The organism is Mesorhizobium calcicola, assembly GCF_042682105.1.
GTDB classification, from domain to species: Bacteria; Pseudomonadota; Alphaproteobacteria; order Rhizobiales; family Rhizobiaceae; genus Mesorhizobium; species Mesorhizobium calcicola.
In genome coordinates this window covers 26,365-41,644 of the sequence record NZ_JBHUGY010000032.1, presented here as the reverse complement: position 1 = coordinate 41,644, position 15,280 = coordinate 26,365, and the positions used below count along the sequence as shown (strand labels likewise).

Sequence of the window (15,280 nt, the reverse complement as noted above, 5' to 3'; positions counted from 1 at the left end):
GCGGCGTAAACCGCATATAGATCACCGCCGCACCGAGACGAGGACTATTGCCAACGATTTGATCGCTCAGGCGCTGGCCAGCGCGGTCTGCTTTTCCACTGAGGCTGCGGACCGACGCTTGCCAAAGGCACGCAGGAAGGTGCGTACGCCATTTGTCGCCGACTTCAGCACCTCGTCCTCGCGCGGCGTGCCGCCGAGCATGAAGGTCGTCTGCAGTTCGGCATTGGCAAGGGCGAGAAACTGGCGTGCCGCTACGTCGGGATCCTCGATGGCGAGGTAACCGCCATAGGCCAGCCGGGCGAAGCGGGCGGCGATTGCCGGCCATGTCCGGCCTGGACCCTGTTCGCGCCATTCGGCAAACAGCTCGGGATAGCGCTCGCCTTCGGTCTGGATCAGCTTGCGCAGGAACTTTCCGTCACGGTTGCAGATGCAGTTCTGGTTCATGCGCACGGCGAAGCCGATCAGATCGGCTTCGAGGTCCTTCGGCTGGTCGGGGAAGGTGGCAATGGTGGCGAAGATGCCGGCATTGCAGCGTTCGGTCAGATCGCGAACCACGGCGACGAACAGTTTTTCCTTGTCGCCATGATGGTTGTAGACGGTCTGGCGCGACACACCCGCCTCTACCGCGATCAGATCGATATTGGCGCCGGCGAAACCTTCGCGGCAGAACACCGCAGCAGCGGAATCGACGATCGATATGCGCTTGGCCTCATGGCCGCGTGGCGGGAAAGTGTCAGGAGAAACGTGCAGCTTCATAGAAAACTATATAGATGTGATTGACGAATTAGACAAGAGTGTCTAAATTTGTGGACATAGCTTGAAGAGATTTCGCTCCGGAGAGGCGAAAAGAATTCGCTCTTGGCGAGTCGGAATTTCATGGGACCGAACGTCCTGGGGTTAGACGTCGCCTGGCGGCAGCAAACCAGATTCGAAAGAAGCCTATATCATGAGTCCTAAATTCCTCCGCATTGCGGTCGTGCTCGGCCTGTTGTCCGCCATCGGCCCGTTCGCCATCGACATGTATCTGCCCGCGCTGCCGTCGATCGGCGCGGATCTTCACGCCGGCACCGCCGCCGTGCAGATGAGCCTGTTGATCTTCTTCCTGTCGATGGGCTTCGGCCAGATCGTCGTCGGGCCGATCTCCGACATGGTCGGCCGCAAGCTGCCGCTCTATGGCGGCCTTGCGCTGTTCATGGTCGGCGGCATCGGTTCGGCAATGGCGCCGACCATCGAATGGCTGATCGCTTTCCGCTTCCTGCAAGGCCTCGGCGCCAGCGCCGGCATGGCAGTGCCGCGCGCCATCGTGCGTGACCTGCACACCGGCACCGAAGCCGCCAAGCTGATGTCACTGCTGATGCTGGTTTTTTCGGTGTCGCCGATCCTGGCGCCGCTGACCGGCAGCCAGATCATCGAGAATTTCGGCTGGCGCGCCGTGTTCTGGACGGTGACGGGTGCTGCCCTGCTGGCCGCCATCCTGCTGGCGACCTCGCTCAAGGAGACGCGGCCGGTGGAAGAACGCGCCGGCTCCTCGTTCGGCACTGCATTGTCCGCCTACCGCTTCCTGATGGGCGACCGCAATTTCCTCGGGTTGACCGCGATCGCCGGCTTCGGCATTGCGAGCTTCTTCGTCTATCTGTCGAGCTCGTCCTTCATCCTGATCGACCACTATGGTCTGTCGCCTTCGGTCTACAGCGTGTTCTTCTCGATCAACGCGGTCGCCTTCATCGGCATGTCGCAGCTGACGGGTCTGCTGTCCGAGCGGTTCGGGCTGCGGCGCGTGGTTCGTGTCGCGGTGACCGGCTATGCGACGACGATGGTAGTGCTGTTCGCGGTGATGGCGACAGGCGTCGACCGGCTCGACGTGATGGCGGGTTTGCTGTTCGTCGGCTACGGCTTCCTCGGCCTGGTCATCCCCACCACCTCGGTGCTGGCGATGGAAGAGCACGGCGAGATCGCCGGCACGGCTTCGGCGCTGATGGGCACGCTGCACTTCGGCATCGGCGCGCTCGCCATGGGTGTCGCCGGCGTGTTCTTCGACGGCACGCCGCTGCCGATGGTCGCCGGCATCACGCTGTGTGCAGTGATCTCGTTCACGCTGGCCAAGTTTACGCTCGGCCGTGCGCGCGAAGCCGTCGAGGCGCCAGCGGAATAAACCTTCAAAATCAAGGAAAAGGCCGGGATCGTCCCGGCCTTTTTCATGTCCGGGCCAATCCGGTTTCGGCCAGGATGAACCGCAGCCGCGCCTCAATCGGCGCCAGTGTCTGTTTTCTTTCGGCATCCTGCGTGCGACGGGAGCTGCCGTTGTGCGTGACGCTATTGGGGGAAGGAAGAGAGAAGTGGAGGTTTCTGTTGCCAGGTACCTCCGAACCCCGCCTAGAAGTGCGAACCACTAGGACTTGAATTGAAGCTATCGCACTGCATTAAGCAGCGAGACGTGCTTCCGCATAGTTGTCGTTGGCAACTATAAGTTTAGCCCGATGACGGTGGTACAATGCCGGGCAAAAGTACGATCTTTACACCTTCGTCGATCCTATTTCGCCCCCAGCAAAAGCCGCTCTGTTCTCAACAGCGGTTTTTGGTGGAGGCGCCGGGTACCGCCCCCGGGTCCGAACGGCTTATTTCATCGCCCATTTATCGCCATAGTCGGTCAAGCCGACAAAATGAATATAGGGGCCGATCGCGGAAAATGAAAGGCCGCAATAGCACTTTGTCCCCACCCCAAAACCGCATCGCCAAGGGTTGACTTGGAAGCGGTCTCAACCGAAGCTTTGCAACGGTGAGGAGTTACCGACCTAGCGCACGGGTTGCAGCAGCGCCACAGCCCTCATCGATCGGATTCGTGGCGCCGACGAGGGGAATTTTGATGGCCGACTATCTTGCAGACGTGAAGAAATACGACGCCGCAGCAAGCGCCGATGTGGTCGACAAGATCGTGAAGCATCTGGGCATCGCGCTCAGGAACCGCGATTCCTCGCTGGTCTCCTGCACCGACCCGAAGGAACTCGACCGCGTCAAGGCGGGCTGGGTGTCGAAGAAGCTTGGCATCACTGACGACAAGAAGGCCGACGCTTCGATCGAGAAGGTCTGCAAGGCGATGGCCGCCGACAACACCAAGAACCGCGTCACTTTCTACTACCTGGTTGCCAAGGATCTGGGCAAGCTCGGCTCCCTCTGACGATAGGGCGACCGACGTTGCTGGAAGGGCGTCGGAGTCGCGGCCGGCTTCTTTCGCCCCGTACGGGGAGAAATGCCCGGCAGGGCAATGAAGGGCGGCGCAAACGCCCGGAAAAGAGTGATGGAGCAAGCAACGCTTGCGGCGCTTTGTAGTGTTCGGCCGCCTGTCCGTCGGCTATGATGGCCGTATCACCGAATCGAGCCCGAACCGATGCGCCAATATCTCGACCTCTTGCAGCATGTCCTGGACAACGGCGCCGATCGCGGCGACCGCACCGGCACCGGCACGCGCTCTGTCTTCGGCTACCAGATGCGCTTCGACCTGGCGCGCGGCTTTCCCGTCACCACCACCAAGAAGCTGCATCTCAAGTCGATCATCCATGAACTGCTGTGGTTCCTGGCCGGCGACACCAACATCAAGTATCTCACCGACCATGGCGTTTCGATCTGGGACGAATGGGCCGACGAGAATGGCGATCTCGGCCCGGTCTACGGCAAGCAGTGGCGCTCCTGGCCGGATGGCCATGGCGGCTCGATCGACCAGATTGCAAATCTTCTGAAGGAGATACGCCGCAATCCTCAATCGCGGCGGCTGATCGTTTCGGCGTGGAATCCGGCCGAAGTGGAAGCCATGGCATTGCCGCCATGCCACTGCCTGTTCCAGTTCTACGTTTCCGAGGGCCGGCTTTCCTGCCAGCTCTACCAGCGCTCGGCCGATATCTTCCTCGGCGTGCCGTTCAACATCGCTTCCTACGCGCTGCTGACGCTGATGGTGGCGCAGGTGACCGGGCTGAAGCCAGGCGATTTCGTCCACACGCTTGGTGACGCGCATCTCTACTCGAACCATTTCGAGCAGGCGCGCGAACAGCTGCGGCGCACGCCGAGGGCGCTGCCGACGATGTGGACCAATCCGGAAGTGAAAGACTTGTTCGCCTTCCGCTTCGAGGATTTCCGGTTGGAAGACTACGTCGCCGACGCGTCGATCAAGGCGCCCATCGCGGTCTAAGCCCGCAGATTTGGCTCACTCCTCGAAATCGGGCACCGATCAGTCGATGCCGACCATCACATCCGAAGCCTTGACTACCGCGTAGGCCTGCTTGCCCTTTTCGAGCTTGAGGTCGGCGACGGCTTCGTTGGTGATCGAGGCGGTGACGACGGCGCCGCCAATGTCGATCCGGACATGCGAGGTGGTGGCTCCCTCGACGATTTCGGTGATCGTTCCCTGGAGGATGTTGCGGGCGCTGATCTTCATCGGAGGTTCCTTTCCAAGGTTTGTTTGCCCGTCTTAGCAGAACAATCGATGCCGAACAGACGCTTTCGAACGGTGTCAGGTCTTCCCTTGTTATATTCATGCGGATATATCGGTCGGCAGGCTTCGAGCCGATCGGATTTCAAACCAGGGAGAGTTTTCCATGACGCGCAAAGGTTTCGGATTGAGGGCGATCGCCATTGGTGGTTTTGCGGCGACGCTGATGGCCGCCGTGCCGGCCGCGCATGCGGAAGACAAGGTCGTCGTGTTCGCCGCGGCCAGCCTCAAGGAAGCGCTCGATGCCGTGAACAAAGCCTGCGAGGCCGATGTCGGCGAAGCCGCGACCGTCTCCTACGCGGCAAGCTCGGCGCTGGCCAAGCAGATCGAGGGCGGAGCACCTGCCGACGTCTTCATTTCAGCCGACCTCGACTGGATGAAATATCTCTCCGACAAGAAGCTGACCAAGCCGGACCCCGAGGTGAAGCTGCTTGGCAACCAGATCGTGCTGGTGGCGCCGAAGGACTCGACGGTTGAAACCAAGATCGAGAAAGGCTTCGATCTGGCCAAGCTGATCGGTGACGGCAAGTTGGCCATGGGTGACGTCAAGGCTGTACCGGCCGGCAAATACGGCAAGGCGGCGCTCGAATCACTTGGCGTCTGGTCGTCGGTCAAGGGCAAGGTGGCGCAGGCCGAGAATGTGCGCGCGGCGCTGAAGCTGGTTTCGACCGGCGAAGCAGCCCTCGGCATCGTCTACGCCACCGATGCGCATGCCGAAAAGGGCGTCAAGGTGGTCGGCACCTTCCCGGAGGATTCGCATCCGCCGATCATCTATCCGGTTGCCCAGACCGCCGATTCGAAGGACAAGGATACGCCGGCCTTCCTGAAATGCTTGCAGTCGGCCAAGGCTGGTGCGCTGTTCAAGGATCAGGGTTTCACTGTCCTGGCGCCGAGCAATTAAGGTACGAAACCAACGCATGAACTGGCTGCTGGACCTCACTCCCGACGAATGGAATGCGGTCCGGCTGTCGATCAAGGTGGCGACGGTGGCGATGCTCGCCAGTCTGCCGCCGGGCATCTTGATCGCGCTGCTGCTTGCCAGAGGCCAGTTCTGGGGCAAGACGCTGCTCAACGGCCTGGTGCATCTGCCGCTGATCCTGCCGCCAGTGGTGACTGGCTATCTGTTGCTGCTGACCTTCGGCAAGCGCGGCCCGGCCGGCGCCTTCCTGGCCGAGCATTTCGGCATCGTTTTCTCGTTTCGCTGGACGGGTGCCGCATTGGCTTGCGGCGTCATGGGCTTTCCCCTGATGGTGCGCGCGATCCGGCTGTCGATCGAGGCGGTGGACCGCAAGACGGAAGCGGCGGCGGGAACGCTCGGCGCAAATCCCTATTGGGTGTTTGCCACCATCACGCTGCCGCTGATCCTGCCCGGGCTGATCGCCGGCGCCATCCTGTCCTTCGCCAAGGCGATGGGTGAGTTCGGCGCGACCATCACCTTCGTCTCCAACATCCCCAACGAGACGCAGACGCTGCCATCGGCGATCTACACCTTCACGCAGGTGCCGGGTGGTGATGACGGTGCGCTCAGGCTGACGCTGATCTCCATTGTCATCTCGATGGCGGCACTGGTCACTTCGGAGGTGCTGGCGCGGCGTGTCGGCCGGCGGATGGACATCGAATGACGGTTCTCGTCGACATCAGCCATCGCCTCGGCGATTTCAGCCTCGACGTCCGCTTCGAGAGCGCAGGGCGGCTGACGGCGCTGTACGGACCCTCGGGCTCCGGCAAGACGACGCTTATCAACATGATCGCCGGGCTGATCCGCCCCGACAAGGGGCGTATCGAGGTCGACGGCCGGGTGCTGGTCGACACCAGCGCGGGCGTTTTCGTGCCGAAGCACAAGCGCCGCATCGGCATGGTGTTCCAGGATGCGCGCCTGTTTCCGCATATGAGCGTGGCCGGCAATCTGCGCTATGGCCGCTGGTTCACGCCGGCAACGGAGCGCTATGCGGACATGGAAGCCGTTGTCGAACTGCTCGGCATCGGCCCGCTGCTGGACCGGCGGCCGGCAAAGCTCTCGGGCGGCGAGAAGCAACGCGTGGCGATCGGCCGGGCGTTGCTGACCAGCCCCAGATTGCTGCTCATGGACGAACCGCTGGCCTCGCTCGACGAGGCGCGCAAGGCCGAGATCCTGCCCTATATCGAGCGGCTGCGCGACGAGACGAAGATCCCGATCGTCTATGTCAGCCATTCGGTCGCCGAGGTGGCGCGACTGGCCAGTGACGTGGTGACGCTGGCGCAAGGCCATGTCATTGCCAGCGGACCGACCGAGGCGGTCATGCAAAGGCTCGACCTGCTGCCGGCGGAGGAGCGCGGCGAGGGCGGCGCCGTGCTGGACACCAGGGTGCTGCGTCATGACGAGACTTTTGGCATGACCGTGCTCGGCTCGGCTGCCGGCGAGATCCGGGTGCCGCGGCTGGCGGTGAAGACAGGGGCGCCGGTGCGCATCCGTATCCGCGCTCGCGACGTGATGATCGCCACCGAACAGCCGGCAGGCCTCAGCGCGCTCAACATCCTGCCGGGCACCATTACTGTGATAAGCCCCGGTGAGGGGCCGGCGGTCGAGGTCGGTATAGACTGCAACGGCGCAACCGTGCTTGCCCGCATCACCGAACAGTCGCGGCAGGGTTTGAAACTTCAACTCGGCGGCAAGGTTTTCGCGGTGGTCAAGACGGTGAGCTTCGACCGGGCGAATACCGGCGCCGGCCTGCCCTTCGAAGCGGATGGATGATCATCGCTATGTTTTTTTGGAATAGCGGTATCGCTGAAGAGCTTCTAGTATGGGATCGGGTGTGACCGCGGAGCAACAAAAATGCCGTCGCTGAGCTTGCGGATAAATCTCGATCCCGACGGGCGCGTCGGCCCGGGCAAGATCGAGTTGCTGGAGCAGATCGCCGCCTTCGGCTCGATCTCTGCCGCCGCGCGCGGGATGGAGATGTCCTACAAGCATGCCTGGGATCTGGTCGAGGACATGAACCGGGTGTTCGGCAAGCCGCTGGTCGCGGCGCAGACCGGTGGCCGCAAGGGCGGCGGCGCGCAACTGACGGCGGTGGGTCTGGCGGTGGTCAGCCGTTTCCGCGCCATCGAGCGCGCGGCTTCTGCCGCGGCAGCGACGCATATGGAGGCGTTGCAGGCTGAAATCGACGCGGGGTGAGAGGGCGTGGGCGGAGCGAGGTTTCGCACTGCCGGTGGGATCGCAATTGGGACAGGTCACCGCGCGAACCAGATGCCGCGAGCGTGCCGCCTACACCATCACCGCAATCCCCAGGTCGCGATTGATTCCCGCGCCCGACCATGATTGGTAGTCTCATAATTTCGCTAACGCGACCAACAAGGAATTTGAGATGGACGCCGCTCCGCCAGAGTTCAACCGAAATGCCCTCGCTTCTCTTGTTGGCGGCAAATCAACCCTTGAGGTGGGGCCTTTCACGAATCCAACTTTGCGCGGTCCAAATGTCAAATATTTCGACGTCATGGACAAACAGGGACTGATCAACAGGGCGGATGCGATCGGCTATGTCTACACCATCCCTGTGGATATCGACTATGTCTCCAGCACCGGCGACTTGAGCATAGTGGACGAAAAGTTCGATTTTTGCCTGAGCAGTCACTGCGTCGAGCATCAACCAGACCTGATTTACCACTTGAACCAGGTCGCGAGGATTCTCACCGCGACAGGCAGATACCTCCTGATTATCCCGGACAAGCGCTACTGCTTCGACCATTTCATTGCAGAGAGCTCAATTGCCGATTTCATCGGCGCTCGGGGCAACAAAGTTCACAATGCAAAGAGCGTCATCGAACACATAGCTCTAGCGACGCATAATGACCCGGTTCGCCATTGGATCGGAGATCATGGGGTACCAAGATTTCGTCATAATCTGTCTAGTGTTTCCGTGGCCATGAGCCAGTACGACAACTCCGGCGGGGCCTACATCGATGTTCACGCTTGGCAATTTACACCTCAAAGTTTCCGCTCAGGAATAGAGGTACTTTCCAATCTCGGTCTCATTGGGTTGGAAGTAGAGAAAGTCTATGCCACACCGCACAACACTTTTGAATTCTGCGCCATTTTGAAGCGACGGCTGGCGTAGGTAGCTGCAGTCAAAGGCTGGGCTTACAGTGACAGTGCTCTTGTCGGCTTTTTGAAATTCACCGATCATCCCCTGGCTCGCCGGGCTTGCGCAGCAGATAGGTATCCATGATCCAGCCCTTTTTCCGGCGGGCTTCGTCGCGGACTTTTTCAATCTCTGCCCCGACATCACCGAGCCGGCCCGAGAGAATGATCTCGTCCGGCGTGCCGAGATAGGCGCCCCAATGGATGACGACATCCTTGTCGGCCAGCGTGTTGAAGGCGCATTTGCCGTCGAGCATGACGACGGTGCTGCCGGCATTGTCCGGCATACCTTGCTCCGTCAAACGGCGTCCCGTGGTGATCAGGATCGGGTCGCCGATGCGGTTCAGCGCCATTTTGTGGCTGGCGGCAAGCGCCTGGATAGCGGTGATGCCGGGTATCACCTCGAGCTCGAAGGCGACATTGCCTCTCAGACGCACGCGCTCGAGGATGCGCAATGCGCTGTCGTAGAGCGAAGGATCGCCCCAGATCAGGAAGGCGCCGCAACCATCCTGCGCAATCTCGTCGCGGATCAGGCCTTCGTAGATGGCGGCGATGGCTTCGTGCCAGTCGTCGACGGTCGAGCGGTAGGAGGGCGCCGGCTCGGCGCGCACGGGCACGTCGAATTCGACGCGCCGCGACTTCGGGTTGGTGACGAATCGGTCGCAGATCTGGCGGCGCAGGTCGGCAAGGTCGTTCTTTTTCTCCCCCTTGTCGGGGATGAACAGCACGTCTGCCTGGTTCAGGCCGTTAATGGCCTGTACGGTCATATGGTCGGGATTGCCGGCGCCGATGCCGATGACGAGAAGCTTGCGCATGGAACGATCTCCTGCCCGATCGGAACCTGTTAGTCCAGACCGCTTGGGCGCGCCCGCGGATGCGGAAGGGCTTTGAAACGCCATATTGAAACGGCTAGGGTCATGTGGGCATTCTGGCCGAGGGGGCTTCCATGTTGCGATATGTTCTGACTGCGGCGCTGGCGTTTTCAGCTGCGCCCGCAATCGCCAATGATTCGGTCGCCGAGCTCGGCACTGGCGGCCTGATCCTGTCGCGCAGCGATGCCGTGTCGATGCAAAGCGAGGATCTCTTGATCTCGCCGGAAAAGGTGACGGTCGACTACGTCTTCCACAACAACACCGACAAGGATGTCGACGCGATCGTCGCCTTCCCGATGCCCGACATTTCGGGCGATCCCGAAGAAATGCCGGCGATCCCTGAAAATCAGAGCGACAATTTTCTCGGCTTCGAGGTGACGATCGACGGTGTCGCGGCCAAGCCGCAGCTCGAGCAGAAGGTGTTCGCGCTCGGCATCGACATCGGTGGCGAGCTGAAGGCGCAGAATGTGCCGTTCAACCCGTTCGGCGACGCGGCCAAGGCCGCACTGGCAAAACTACCGCAAGCGGTGGCCGATGACTGGGTCAACCGCGGCATCATCATCGGAGATACGATCGACGACAGCGGCGGCGTGAAACCCAACTACGCGCCGTTCTGGCAATTGCGTTCGACCTATTGGTGGCGCTCGACCTTTCCGGCCAACAAGGACGTTCACGTCTCACACCGCTACAAGCCGAGCGTCGGCGGCACGTCTTCGCTCAGTTTCTTCTATGACGGCCAGTTCCAGGGCCAATACGCCACCTACAAGACCCGCTACTGCATGGACGATACGTTCGAGAACGCGGTGCGCAAGGCGGCGAAGGAAGGTCCAGACGGGTATCCCCAGTACAACGAAAGCCGCATCGCCTATATCCTGACCACTGGCGGCAACTGGGCGGCGGGCACCATCGGTAAGTTCAAGCTGACGGTCGACAAGGTCAATCCGAAAGCCATGGTCTCGTTCTGCGGCGACAATGTCAAAAAGGTCGGGCCGACCACCTTCGAGATGACGGCGGACGATTTCTATCCCGAGCACGACATCGATATCCTGCTTCTCGATCCGACGGACAGCAATGACGGGGATGCCAACTGATGCATGTCGCGATCTACGTTGCCATTGCCGAGAACGGCGTGATCGGGCGGGATGGCGGGCTGCCCTGGCGGCTGTCCACCGATCTCAAGCGCTTCAAGGCCGACACGATGGGCAAGCCGATCATCATGGGCCGCAAGACCTATGAAGGCATCGGCCGGCCGCTGCCGGGCAGACTGAACATCGTCGTCACCCGCGACAAGGCCTGGCGTGCTGAGGGCGTCGAGGTTGCGCATTCGCTCAAAGCGGCGATCCAGCTGGCGACGGTGCGCGGGCGCTGCATGGTCGGTGTGGACGAAGTCTGCGTCATCGGCGGCGGTGAAATCTACGCCCAGGCACTGCCGCTGGCAGACCGGCTGCACGTCACCCACGTGCTGGAAATGGTCGACGGCGATGCGCATTTCCCGCCGATCGACGCGAATTCCTGGCGCGTGGTCAGCTCACAGGAGGTTTCCAGCGGGGGAAAAGGACAGCCACGCAACGCGCTATTCGGTTTACGAGCGACGCCGCGACGTGCATTGAAAGACGACAAAGGGTCGCGACCTGACCAAAACGGACGAAGTCGGCAGCGCATCGCGTTGAAAAGCGCCTCGTGGCGTCCCTATAGAAGGACAATACTGGATTTCGCGCCACAATACCGGCGCTTGAGGGAATTCCATGCGAAAGGACATTCATGCCCTGGAACGATAAAAGCGGCGGCGGCGGCCCATGGGGCGGCGGCGGCAACAATCAGGGACCCTGGGGGCAGGGACCAAAGGGACCGGGCGGCCCGCAGGGCTCGCCTCCCGATCTCGAAGACATCATCCGCCGCGGCCAGGACAGGCTGCGGCGCGCACTGCCGGGCGGCGGTGGCGCAAGCCCGGCCATTTTCGCGCTGATCGCGGCGGCACTCGTGGTGCTGTGGGCGTTCCAGGCGGTTTACACCGTGCAGCCCGACGAGATCGCGGTTGAACTGCGCTTCGGCAAGCCGAAGGCCGAACTGTCGCAGCCCGGCCTGCATTTCCATTGGTGGCCGCTCGAAACCGTCGAAACGGCCAAGATTTCCGAACAGCTCGTCGACATTGGCGGCGGCAACACCAGCGGCAAACGGCCTGATGCTTTCGGGCGACCAGAACATCGTCAATGTCCAGTTCTCGGTGGCCTACCAGGTCTCCGATCCGCGCGCCTATCTGTTCGACGTCTCCGATCCCGACGGTATGCTGCGACAGGTCGCCGAAAGCGCCATGCGTGAAGCCGTCGGCCGCCGGCCGGCACAGGACATCTTCCGCGATGATCGCCAGGGCATCGCCGCTTCCGTGCGCGAAATCATCCAGACGACGCTGGACGGCTACAAGGCCGGTCTCAACGTCAATGCCGTCTCGATCGAGGATGCAGCACCGCCACGCGAGGTGGCCGATGCGTTCGACGAGGTGCAGCGTGCCGAGCAGGACGAGGACAAGTTCGTCGAGCAGGCCAACCAATACTCCAACCAGAAGCTCGGCCAGGCACGCGGCGAGGCCGCACAGGTCCGCGAAGACGCGGCCGCCTACAAGAACCGGGTCGTGCAGGAAGCCGAAGGTGAGGCGCAGCGCTTCATCTCCGTCTACAACGAATATGCCAAGGCGCCGGATGTGACACGCAAGCGCCTCTATCTGGAAACCATGGAGAAGGTTCTGAAGGATTCGAACAAGGTGATCGTCGAGCAGGGCAATGGGCAAGGGGTCGTCCCCTATCTGCCGCTGCCGGCATTGCAGCCGAAAGCCCCGGCACCGGCCGCCCCTGCTGGCGTTTCGGGAGGTAACCAGTGATGGCAAATCGTCTCCCCATCCTCGCCGTCGTCGCGGCCGTCATCCTGTTCCTGCTCTATTCGTCGGTCTTCGTGGTCAATGCGCGCCAGCAGGCGCTGGTGCTGAGGTTCGGCGAGATCGTCGACGTCAAGAGCGAGCCCGGCATCTACTTCAAGGCGCCGTTCTCGTTCTTCGATGCCGATACGGTGCAACTGATCGAGAACCGGGTGCTGCGCTTCGACCTCGACAACATCCGCGTCCAGGTGTCGGGCGGCAAGTTCTACGAGGTCGATGCCTTCATCGCCTATCGCATCTCCGATCCGCGCGTCTTCCGAGCCGCCGTGTCCGGTCAGATCGAACTGGCCGAAGCGCGGCTGAGGACGCGTCTCGACGCTGCCTTGCGCCGCGTCTACGGTCTGCGCGATTTCGAGGCCGCACTTTCCGAACAGCGCGCCGTGATGATGCGCGAAGTCCGCGATCAACTCAGGCCCGACGCCACGTCGCTCGGCCTGCAGATCGAGGATGTCCGTATCCGCCGCACCGATCTCACAGCCGAGGTCTCGCAGCAGACCTACGACCGCATGAAGGCGGAACGCCTGGCAGAGGCCGCGCGGCTGAGGGCGCGCGGCAACGAAGCGGCACAGCGCATCACGGCCCGTGCCGATCGCGAAGTGGTCGAGATCGTCGCCGAAGCACGGAAAGAGTCGGAAATCCTGCGCGGCGAGGGCGAAGCCCAGCGCAGCGCCACCTTCGCGGAAGCCTATCAGCGCGACCCGGCCTTCTTCGACTTCTACCGGTCGATGAATGCCTACGGCACGGCGCTGGACAACACCGGCACGACAATGGTGCTGTCGCCGAACTCGGAGTTCTTCCGCTTCTTCCGCGATCCCGACGGCAAGGAGGCGCCGGCGAAGCCGGTTTCGCCCGCACCAAACGCTCCGGCGACGGCACCTGCCGCGCCGGCGGTACAGCCCAGCACCGGCCAGTAGCGGCCGGTGCAGGATTTTCTCGCCGCCATGGGCCTCGTCCTTGTGATAGAAGGTCTGGTCTATGGCGGCTTTCCCGGCCTTGCCAGGAAGCTTGCCACTGAGGTGCTGTCGCTGCCCGAGAACGCGTTGCGGATCGCCGGACTGGCCGCAATTGTCATCGGCGTCGGCATTGTCTGGTTGGTGCGAGGCGGATGACGGCGGCGCGCTTCGGTGTTCGGGATACGAGCTTCGATCCCGGATACGAGCTTCGATCCCCGGGATACGAGCTTCGATCCCAGGGATACGAGCTTCGGTCCAGGGATAACGGATGATTTATCCTCTGCCGATAGTCATAGCCGCAAACGTGCCGTATTTTTTGCCAACATGGCGCGACGCGACGTTTTCGTCGAAGCGCTTTTCTTTTCAAGAATACCGGGAGGCTTCTCGATGACATCCAACACCCTTTTACGCGCGGCACGGCGGACGCTCATCGCCGGCGCGGCAGCACTCCTTGTCGGCGCGGTTGCTGTCCCATCCTTCGTGATGCCGACATTTGCCGCCGACGGACCCGCTTCGGTCGCCGACCTGGCGGAAGGCCTGCTCGGCGCGGTAGTCAACATCTCGACGTCGCAGACGGTGAAGGGTACCGAAGGTCCCGGCGCTGTGCCGATGCCGCAATTGCCAGAGGGTTCACCCTTCCAGGATTTCTTCGACGATTTCTTCAAGAACCGTGGTGGCGACAAGGAAAATGGCGGGCAGAAAGTGCAGTCGCTGGGTTCCGGCTTCGTCATCGACGCGGAGCAAGGCATCGTCGTCACCAACAACCACGTCATCGCCGACGCCGACGACATCGAGGTCAATTTCTCCGACGGCATCACCTTGAAGGCGACGCTGGTCGGCACCGACACCAAGACCGATGTCGCCGTGCTGAAGGTCGATCCGAAAGGCCACAAGCTGACAGCCGTGAAGTTCGGCGACTCCACCAAGATGCGCGTCGGCGACTGGGTGATGGCGATCGGCAATCCGTTCGGCCTCGGCGGCACGGTGACGGTCGGCATCGTCTCGGCCCGCAACCGTGACATCAATTCCGGTCCCTATGACGACTTCATCCAGACCGATGCCGCGATCAACCGGGGCAATTCCGGCGGTCCGCTGTTCAACAGCTCCGGCGAGGTCATCGGCATCAACACCGCGATCATTTCGCCGTCCGGCGGTTCGATCGGCATCGGCTTCTCCATCCCCTCGCAGCTCGCCTCCGGCGTTGTCGAACAGTTGCGCCAGTTCGGCGAGACGCGGCGCGGCTGGCTCGGCGTGCGCATCCAGCCGGTGACCGACGACATCGCCGAGAGCCTCGGCATGGCGACCGCCAAGGGCGCGCTGGTCGCCGGCGTCATCAAGGGCGGACCTGTCGACAACGGCACCATCCAGGCCGGCGACGTCATCATCAAGTTCGACGGCAAGGACATCCATGAAATGCGCGACCTGCCGCGGGTGGTCGCCGAAAGCCCGGTCGGCAAGGCGGTCGATGTGCTGATCGTGCGCAAGGGCGTCGAGCAGACCGTGAAAGTGACACTCGGCCGGCTCGAGGATGGCGAAAAGCTCGCCAGCGGCGAGGACGGCAGCAACACCGACAAGGACAAGGGCGACAAGGCTCCGGCGGTTTCGACGGCTTCGGTGCTCGGCATGACTGTCGGCGAACTGAACGAAGAGACGCGGAAGAAGTTCAGCATCGCGGCCGACGTTTCCGGCGTCGTTATCACCGATGTCACCAAGGATTCGGCCGCCGCCGAACGCGGCATCCAGCCTGGTGAGGTGATCACCGAGATCGCGCAGGAATCGGTTGCCACGCCTAAGGACGTCATGGACCGGATCGGCGCCTTGAAGGAACAGGGGCGCAAGAACGCGCTGCTGATGCTGGCGTCGAAGACCGGCGAGCTCAGGTTCGTGACGATCCGGATGGACTGAAGTCCGGAAGATCCGGCAGAATTC

The 15,280-nt window shown here is 62.1% G+C and carries 15 protein-coding genes, 1 other RNA gene and 2 pseudogenes; 14 read left to right on the top strand and 4 right to left on the bottom strand.

Annotated elements, in window-relative coordinates; genetic code table 11:
- Positions 1-66 precede the first annotated feature (66 nt).
- The gene (locus tag ACFSQT_RS21885; RefSeq protein WP_379022023.1) at positions 67-756 is read right to left on the bottom strand and encodes a TetR/AcrR family transcriptional regulator; all 690 of its coding nucleotides are present in this window, start codon (positions 754-756) and stop codon (positions 67-69) included.
- A 190-nt stretch (positions 757-946) separates the two neighbouring features.
- On the opposite strand from ACFSQT_RS21885, the gene ACFSQT_RS21880 reads away from it, so the two are divergent.
- Positions 947-2,152: a multidrug effflux MFS transporter gene (locus ACFSQT_RS21880; protein ID WP_379022021.1), complete on the top strand. Its 1,206-nt coding sequence runs from the start codon at positions 947-949 to the stop codon at positions 2,150-2,152.
- Between the two features lie 183 nt (positions 2,153-2,335).
- Here the strand turns inward: ACFSQT_RS21880 and ssrA are convergent.
- Positions 2,336-2,696, bottom strand: a transfer-messenger RNA (tmRNA) gene (ssrA, locus tag ACFSQT_RS21875).
- 167 nt (positions 2,697-2,863) lie between these two features.
- Between ssrA and ACFSQT_RS21870 the strand changes: the two genes are divergently transcribed.
- Both ACFSQT_RS21870 and ACFSQT_RS21865 read left to right on the top strand, forming a co-directional pair.
- Positions 2,864-3,175 (top strand): DUF2853 family protein, encoded by a 312-nt coding sequence (locus ACFSQT_RS21870; RefSeq protein WP_379022019.1) that lies wholly within the window; start codon positions 2,864-2,866, stop codon positions 3,173-3,175.
- A 210-nt stretch (positions 3,176-3,385) separates the two neighbouring features.
- The gene (locus ACFSQT_RS21865; protein ID WP_379022017.1) at positions 3,386-4,180 is read left to right on the top strand and encodes a thymidylate synthase; all 795 of its coding nucleotides are present in this window, start codon (positions 3,386-3,388) and stop codon (positions 4,178-4,180) included.
- Positions 4,181-4,219: 39 nt separating this feature from the next.
- Here the strand turns inward: ACFSQT_RS21865 and ACFSQT_RS21860 are convergent, their stop codons facing one another.
- Positions 4,220-4,426 (bottom strand): TOBE domain-containing protein, encoded by a 207-nt coding sequence (locus ACFSQT_RS21860; RefSeq protein ID WP_379022015.1) that lies wholly within the window; start codon positions 4,424-4,426, stop codon positions 4,220-4,222.
- 160 nt (positions 4,427-4,586) lie between these two features.
- Between ACFSQT_RS21860 and modA the strand changes: the two genes are divergently transcribed.
- The 5 genes from modA to ACFSQT_RS21835 all read left to right on the top strand — a co-directional run bounded on the left by modA (position 4,587) and on the right by ACFSQT_RS21835 (position 8,574).
- Positions 4,587-5,381 carry a molybdate ABC transporter substrate-binding protein gene (modA, locus tag ACFSQT_RS21855; protein ID WP_379022013.1) on the top strand — a complete coding sequence of 265 codons (795 nt, stop codon included), beginning with the start codon at positions 4,587-4,589 and terminating at the stop codon, positions 5,379-5,381.
- Between the two features lie 16 nt (positions 5,382-5,397).
- A complete protein-coding gene (gene modB, locus ACFSQT_RS21850; RefSeq protein ID WP_379022011.1) occupies positions 5,398-6,102 on the top strand; it encodes a molybdate ABC transporter permease subunit in 705 nt (234 codons plus the stop codon).
- Positions 6,099-7,211, top strand: a complete 1,113-nt coding sequence (modC, locus tag ACFSQT_RS21845) for a molybdenum ABC transporter ATP-binding protein (RefSeq protein WP_379022009.1) — start codon at positions 6,099-6,101, stop codon at positions 7,209-7,211. Before modB ends, modC begins: the two co-directional genes overlap by 4 nt.
- Before the next feature lie 81 nt (positions 7,212-7,292).
- A complete protein-coding gene (locus ACFSQT_RS21840) occupies positions 7,293-7,634 on the top strand; it encodes a winged helix-turn-helix domain-containing protein (RefSeq protein ID WP_027034879.1) in 342 nt (113 codons plus the stop codon).
- A gap of 190 nt (positions 7,635-7,824) precedes the next feature.
- The gene (locus ACFSQT_RS21835; RefSeq protein WP_379022007.1) at positions 7,825-8,574 is read left to right on the top strand and encodes a class I SAM-dependent methyltransferase; all 750 of its coding nucleotides are present in this window, start codon (positions 7,825-7,827) and stop codon (positions 8,572-8,574) included.
- A 58-nt stretch (positions 8,575-8,632) separates the two neighbouring features.
- On the opposite strand, the gene cobF is transcribed toward ACFSQT_RS21835, so the two are convergent.
- The gene (gene cobF / locus ACFSQT_RS21830; RefSeq protein WP_379022005.1) at positions 8,633-9,412 is read right to left on the bottom strand and encodes a precorrin-6A synthase (deacetylating); all 780 of its coding nucleotides are present in this window, start codon (positions 9,410-9,412) and stop codon (positions 8,633-8,635) included.
- 131 nt (positions 9,413-9,543) lie between these two features.
- Between cobF and ACFSQT_RS21825 the strand changes: the two genes are divergently transcribed.
- From ACFSQT_RS21825 to ACFSQT_RS21800, 6 genes and pseudogenes are all read left to right on the top strand, one after another.
- On the top strand, positions 9,544-10,560 hold the full coding sequence (locus ACFSQT_RS21825) for a DUF4424 domain-containing protein (protein ID WP_379022003.1): 1,017 nt from the start codon (positions 9,544-9,546) through the stop codon (positions 10,558-10,560).
- Positions 10,560-11,079, top strand: a pseudogene (locus tag ACFSQT_RS21820) (dihydrofolate reductase). The gene ACFSQT_RS21825 and the pseudogene ACFSQT_RS21820 overlap by 1 nt, the downstream one beginning before the upstream one ends.
- Positions 11,080-11,230: 151 nt before the next feature.
- A pseudogene (gene hflK / locus ACFSQT_RS21815) lies at positions 11,231-12,344 on the top strand (FtsH protease activity modulator HflK).
- On the top strand, positions 12,344-13,312 hold the full coding sequence (hflC, locus tag ACFSQT_RS21810) for a protease modulator HflC (RefSeq protein ID WP_379022001.1): 969 nt from the start codon (positions 12,344-12,346) through the stop codon (positions 13,310-13,312). The pseudogene hflK and the gene hflC overlap by 1 nt, the downstream one beginning before the upstream one ends.
- 6 nt (positions 13,313-13,318) lie before the next feature.
- Positions 13,319-13,507 (top strand): DUF2065 domain-containing protein, encoded by a 189-nt coding sequence (locus ACFSQT_RS21805; RefSeq protein ID WP_379021999.1) that lies wholly within the window; start codon positions 13,319-13,321, stop codon positions 13,505-13,507.
- Positions 13,508-13,738: 231 nt separating this feature from the next.
- A complete protein-coding gene (locus ACFSQT_RS21800) occupies positions 13,739-15,256 on the top strand; it encodes a DegQ family serine endoprotease (protein ID WP_379021997.1) in 1,518 nt (505 codons plus the stop codon).
- Positions 15,257-15,280 lie beyond the last annotated feature (24 nt).

Bases quoted from the DNA above. Each gene is read 5' to 3' on its own strand.
- hflC (WP_379022001.1), top strand. From the start codon at position 12,344: ATGGCAAATCGTCTCCCCATCCTCGCCGTCGTCGCGGCCGTCATCCTG.
- modB (WP_379022011.1), top strand. From the start codon at position 5,398: ATGAACTGGCTGCTGGACCTCACTCCCGACGAATGGAATGCGGTCCGG.
- ACFSQT_RS21840 (WP_027034879.1), top strand. From the start codon at position 7,293: ATGCCGTCGCTGAGCTTGCGGATAAATCTCGATCCCGACGGGCGCGTC.
- ACFSQT_RS21825 (WP_379022003.1), top strand. From the start codon at position 9,544: ATGTTGCGATATGTTCTGACTGCGGCGCTGGCGTTTTCAGCTGCGCCC.
- ACFSQT_RS21885 (WP_379022023.1), bottom strand. From the start codon at position 756: ATGAAGCTGCACGTTTCTCCTGACACTTTCCCGCCACGCGGCCATGAG.
- modC (WP_379022009.1), top strand. From the start codon at position 6,099: ATGACGGTTCTCGTCGACATCAGCCATCGCCTCGGCGATTTCAGCCTC.
- ACFSQT_RS21835 (WP_379022007.1), top strand. From the start codon at position 7,825: ATGGACGCCGCTCCGCCAGAGTTCAACCGAAATGCCCTCGCTTCTCTT.
- ACFSQT_RS21870 (WP_379022019.1), top strand. From the start codon at position 2,864: ATGGCCGACTATCTTGCAGACGTGAAGAAATACGACGCCGCAGCAAGC.
- ACFSQT_RS21860 (WP_379022015.1), bottom strand. From the start codon at position 4,426: ATGAAGATCAGCGCCCGCAACATCCTCCAGGGAACGATCACCGAAATC.
- ACFSQT_RS21800 (WP_379021997.1), top strand. From the start codon at position 13,739: ATGACATCCAACACCCTTTTACGCGCGGCACGGCGGACGCTCATCGCC.
- modA (WP_379022013.1), top strand. From the start codon at position 4,587: ATGACGCGCAAAGGTTTCGGATTGAGGGCGATCGCCATTGGTGGTTTT.
- cobF (WP_379022005.1), bottom strand. From the start codon at position 9,412: ATGCGCAAGCTTCTCGTCATCGGCATCGGCGCCGGCAATCCCGACCAT.
- ACFSQT_RS21880 (WP_379022021.1), top strand. From the start codon at position 947: ATGAGTCCTAAATTCCTCCGCATTGCGGTCGTGCTCGGCCTGTTGTCC.
- ACFSQT_RS21865 (WP_379022017.1), top strand. From the start codon at position 3,386: ATGCGCCAATATCTCGACCTCTTGCAGCATGTCCTGGACAACGGCGCC.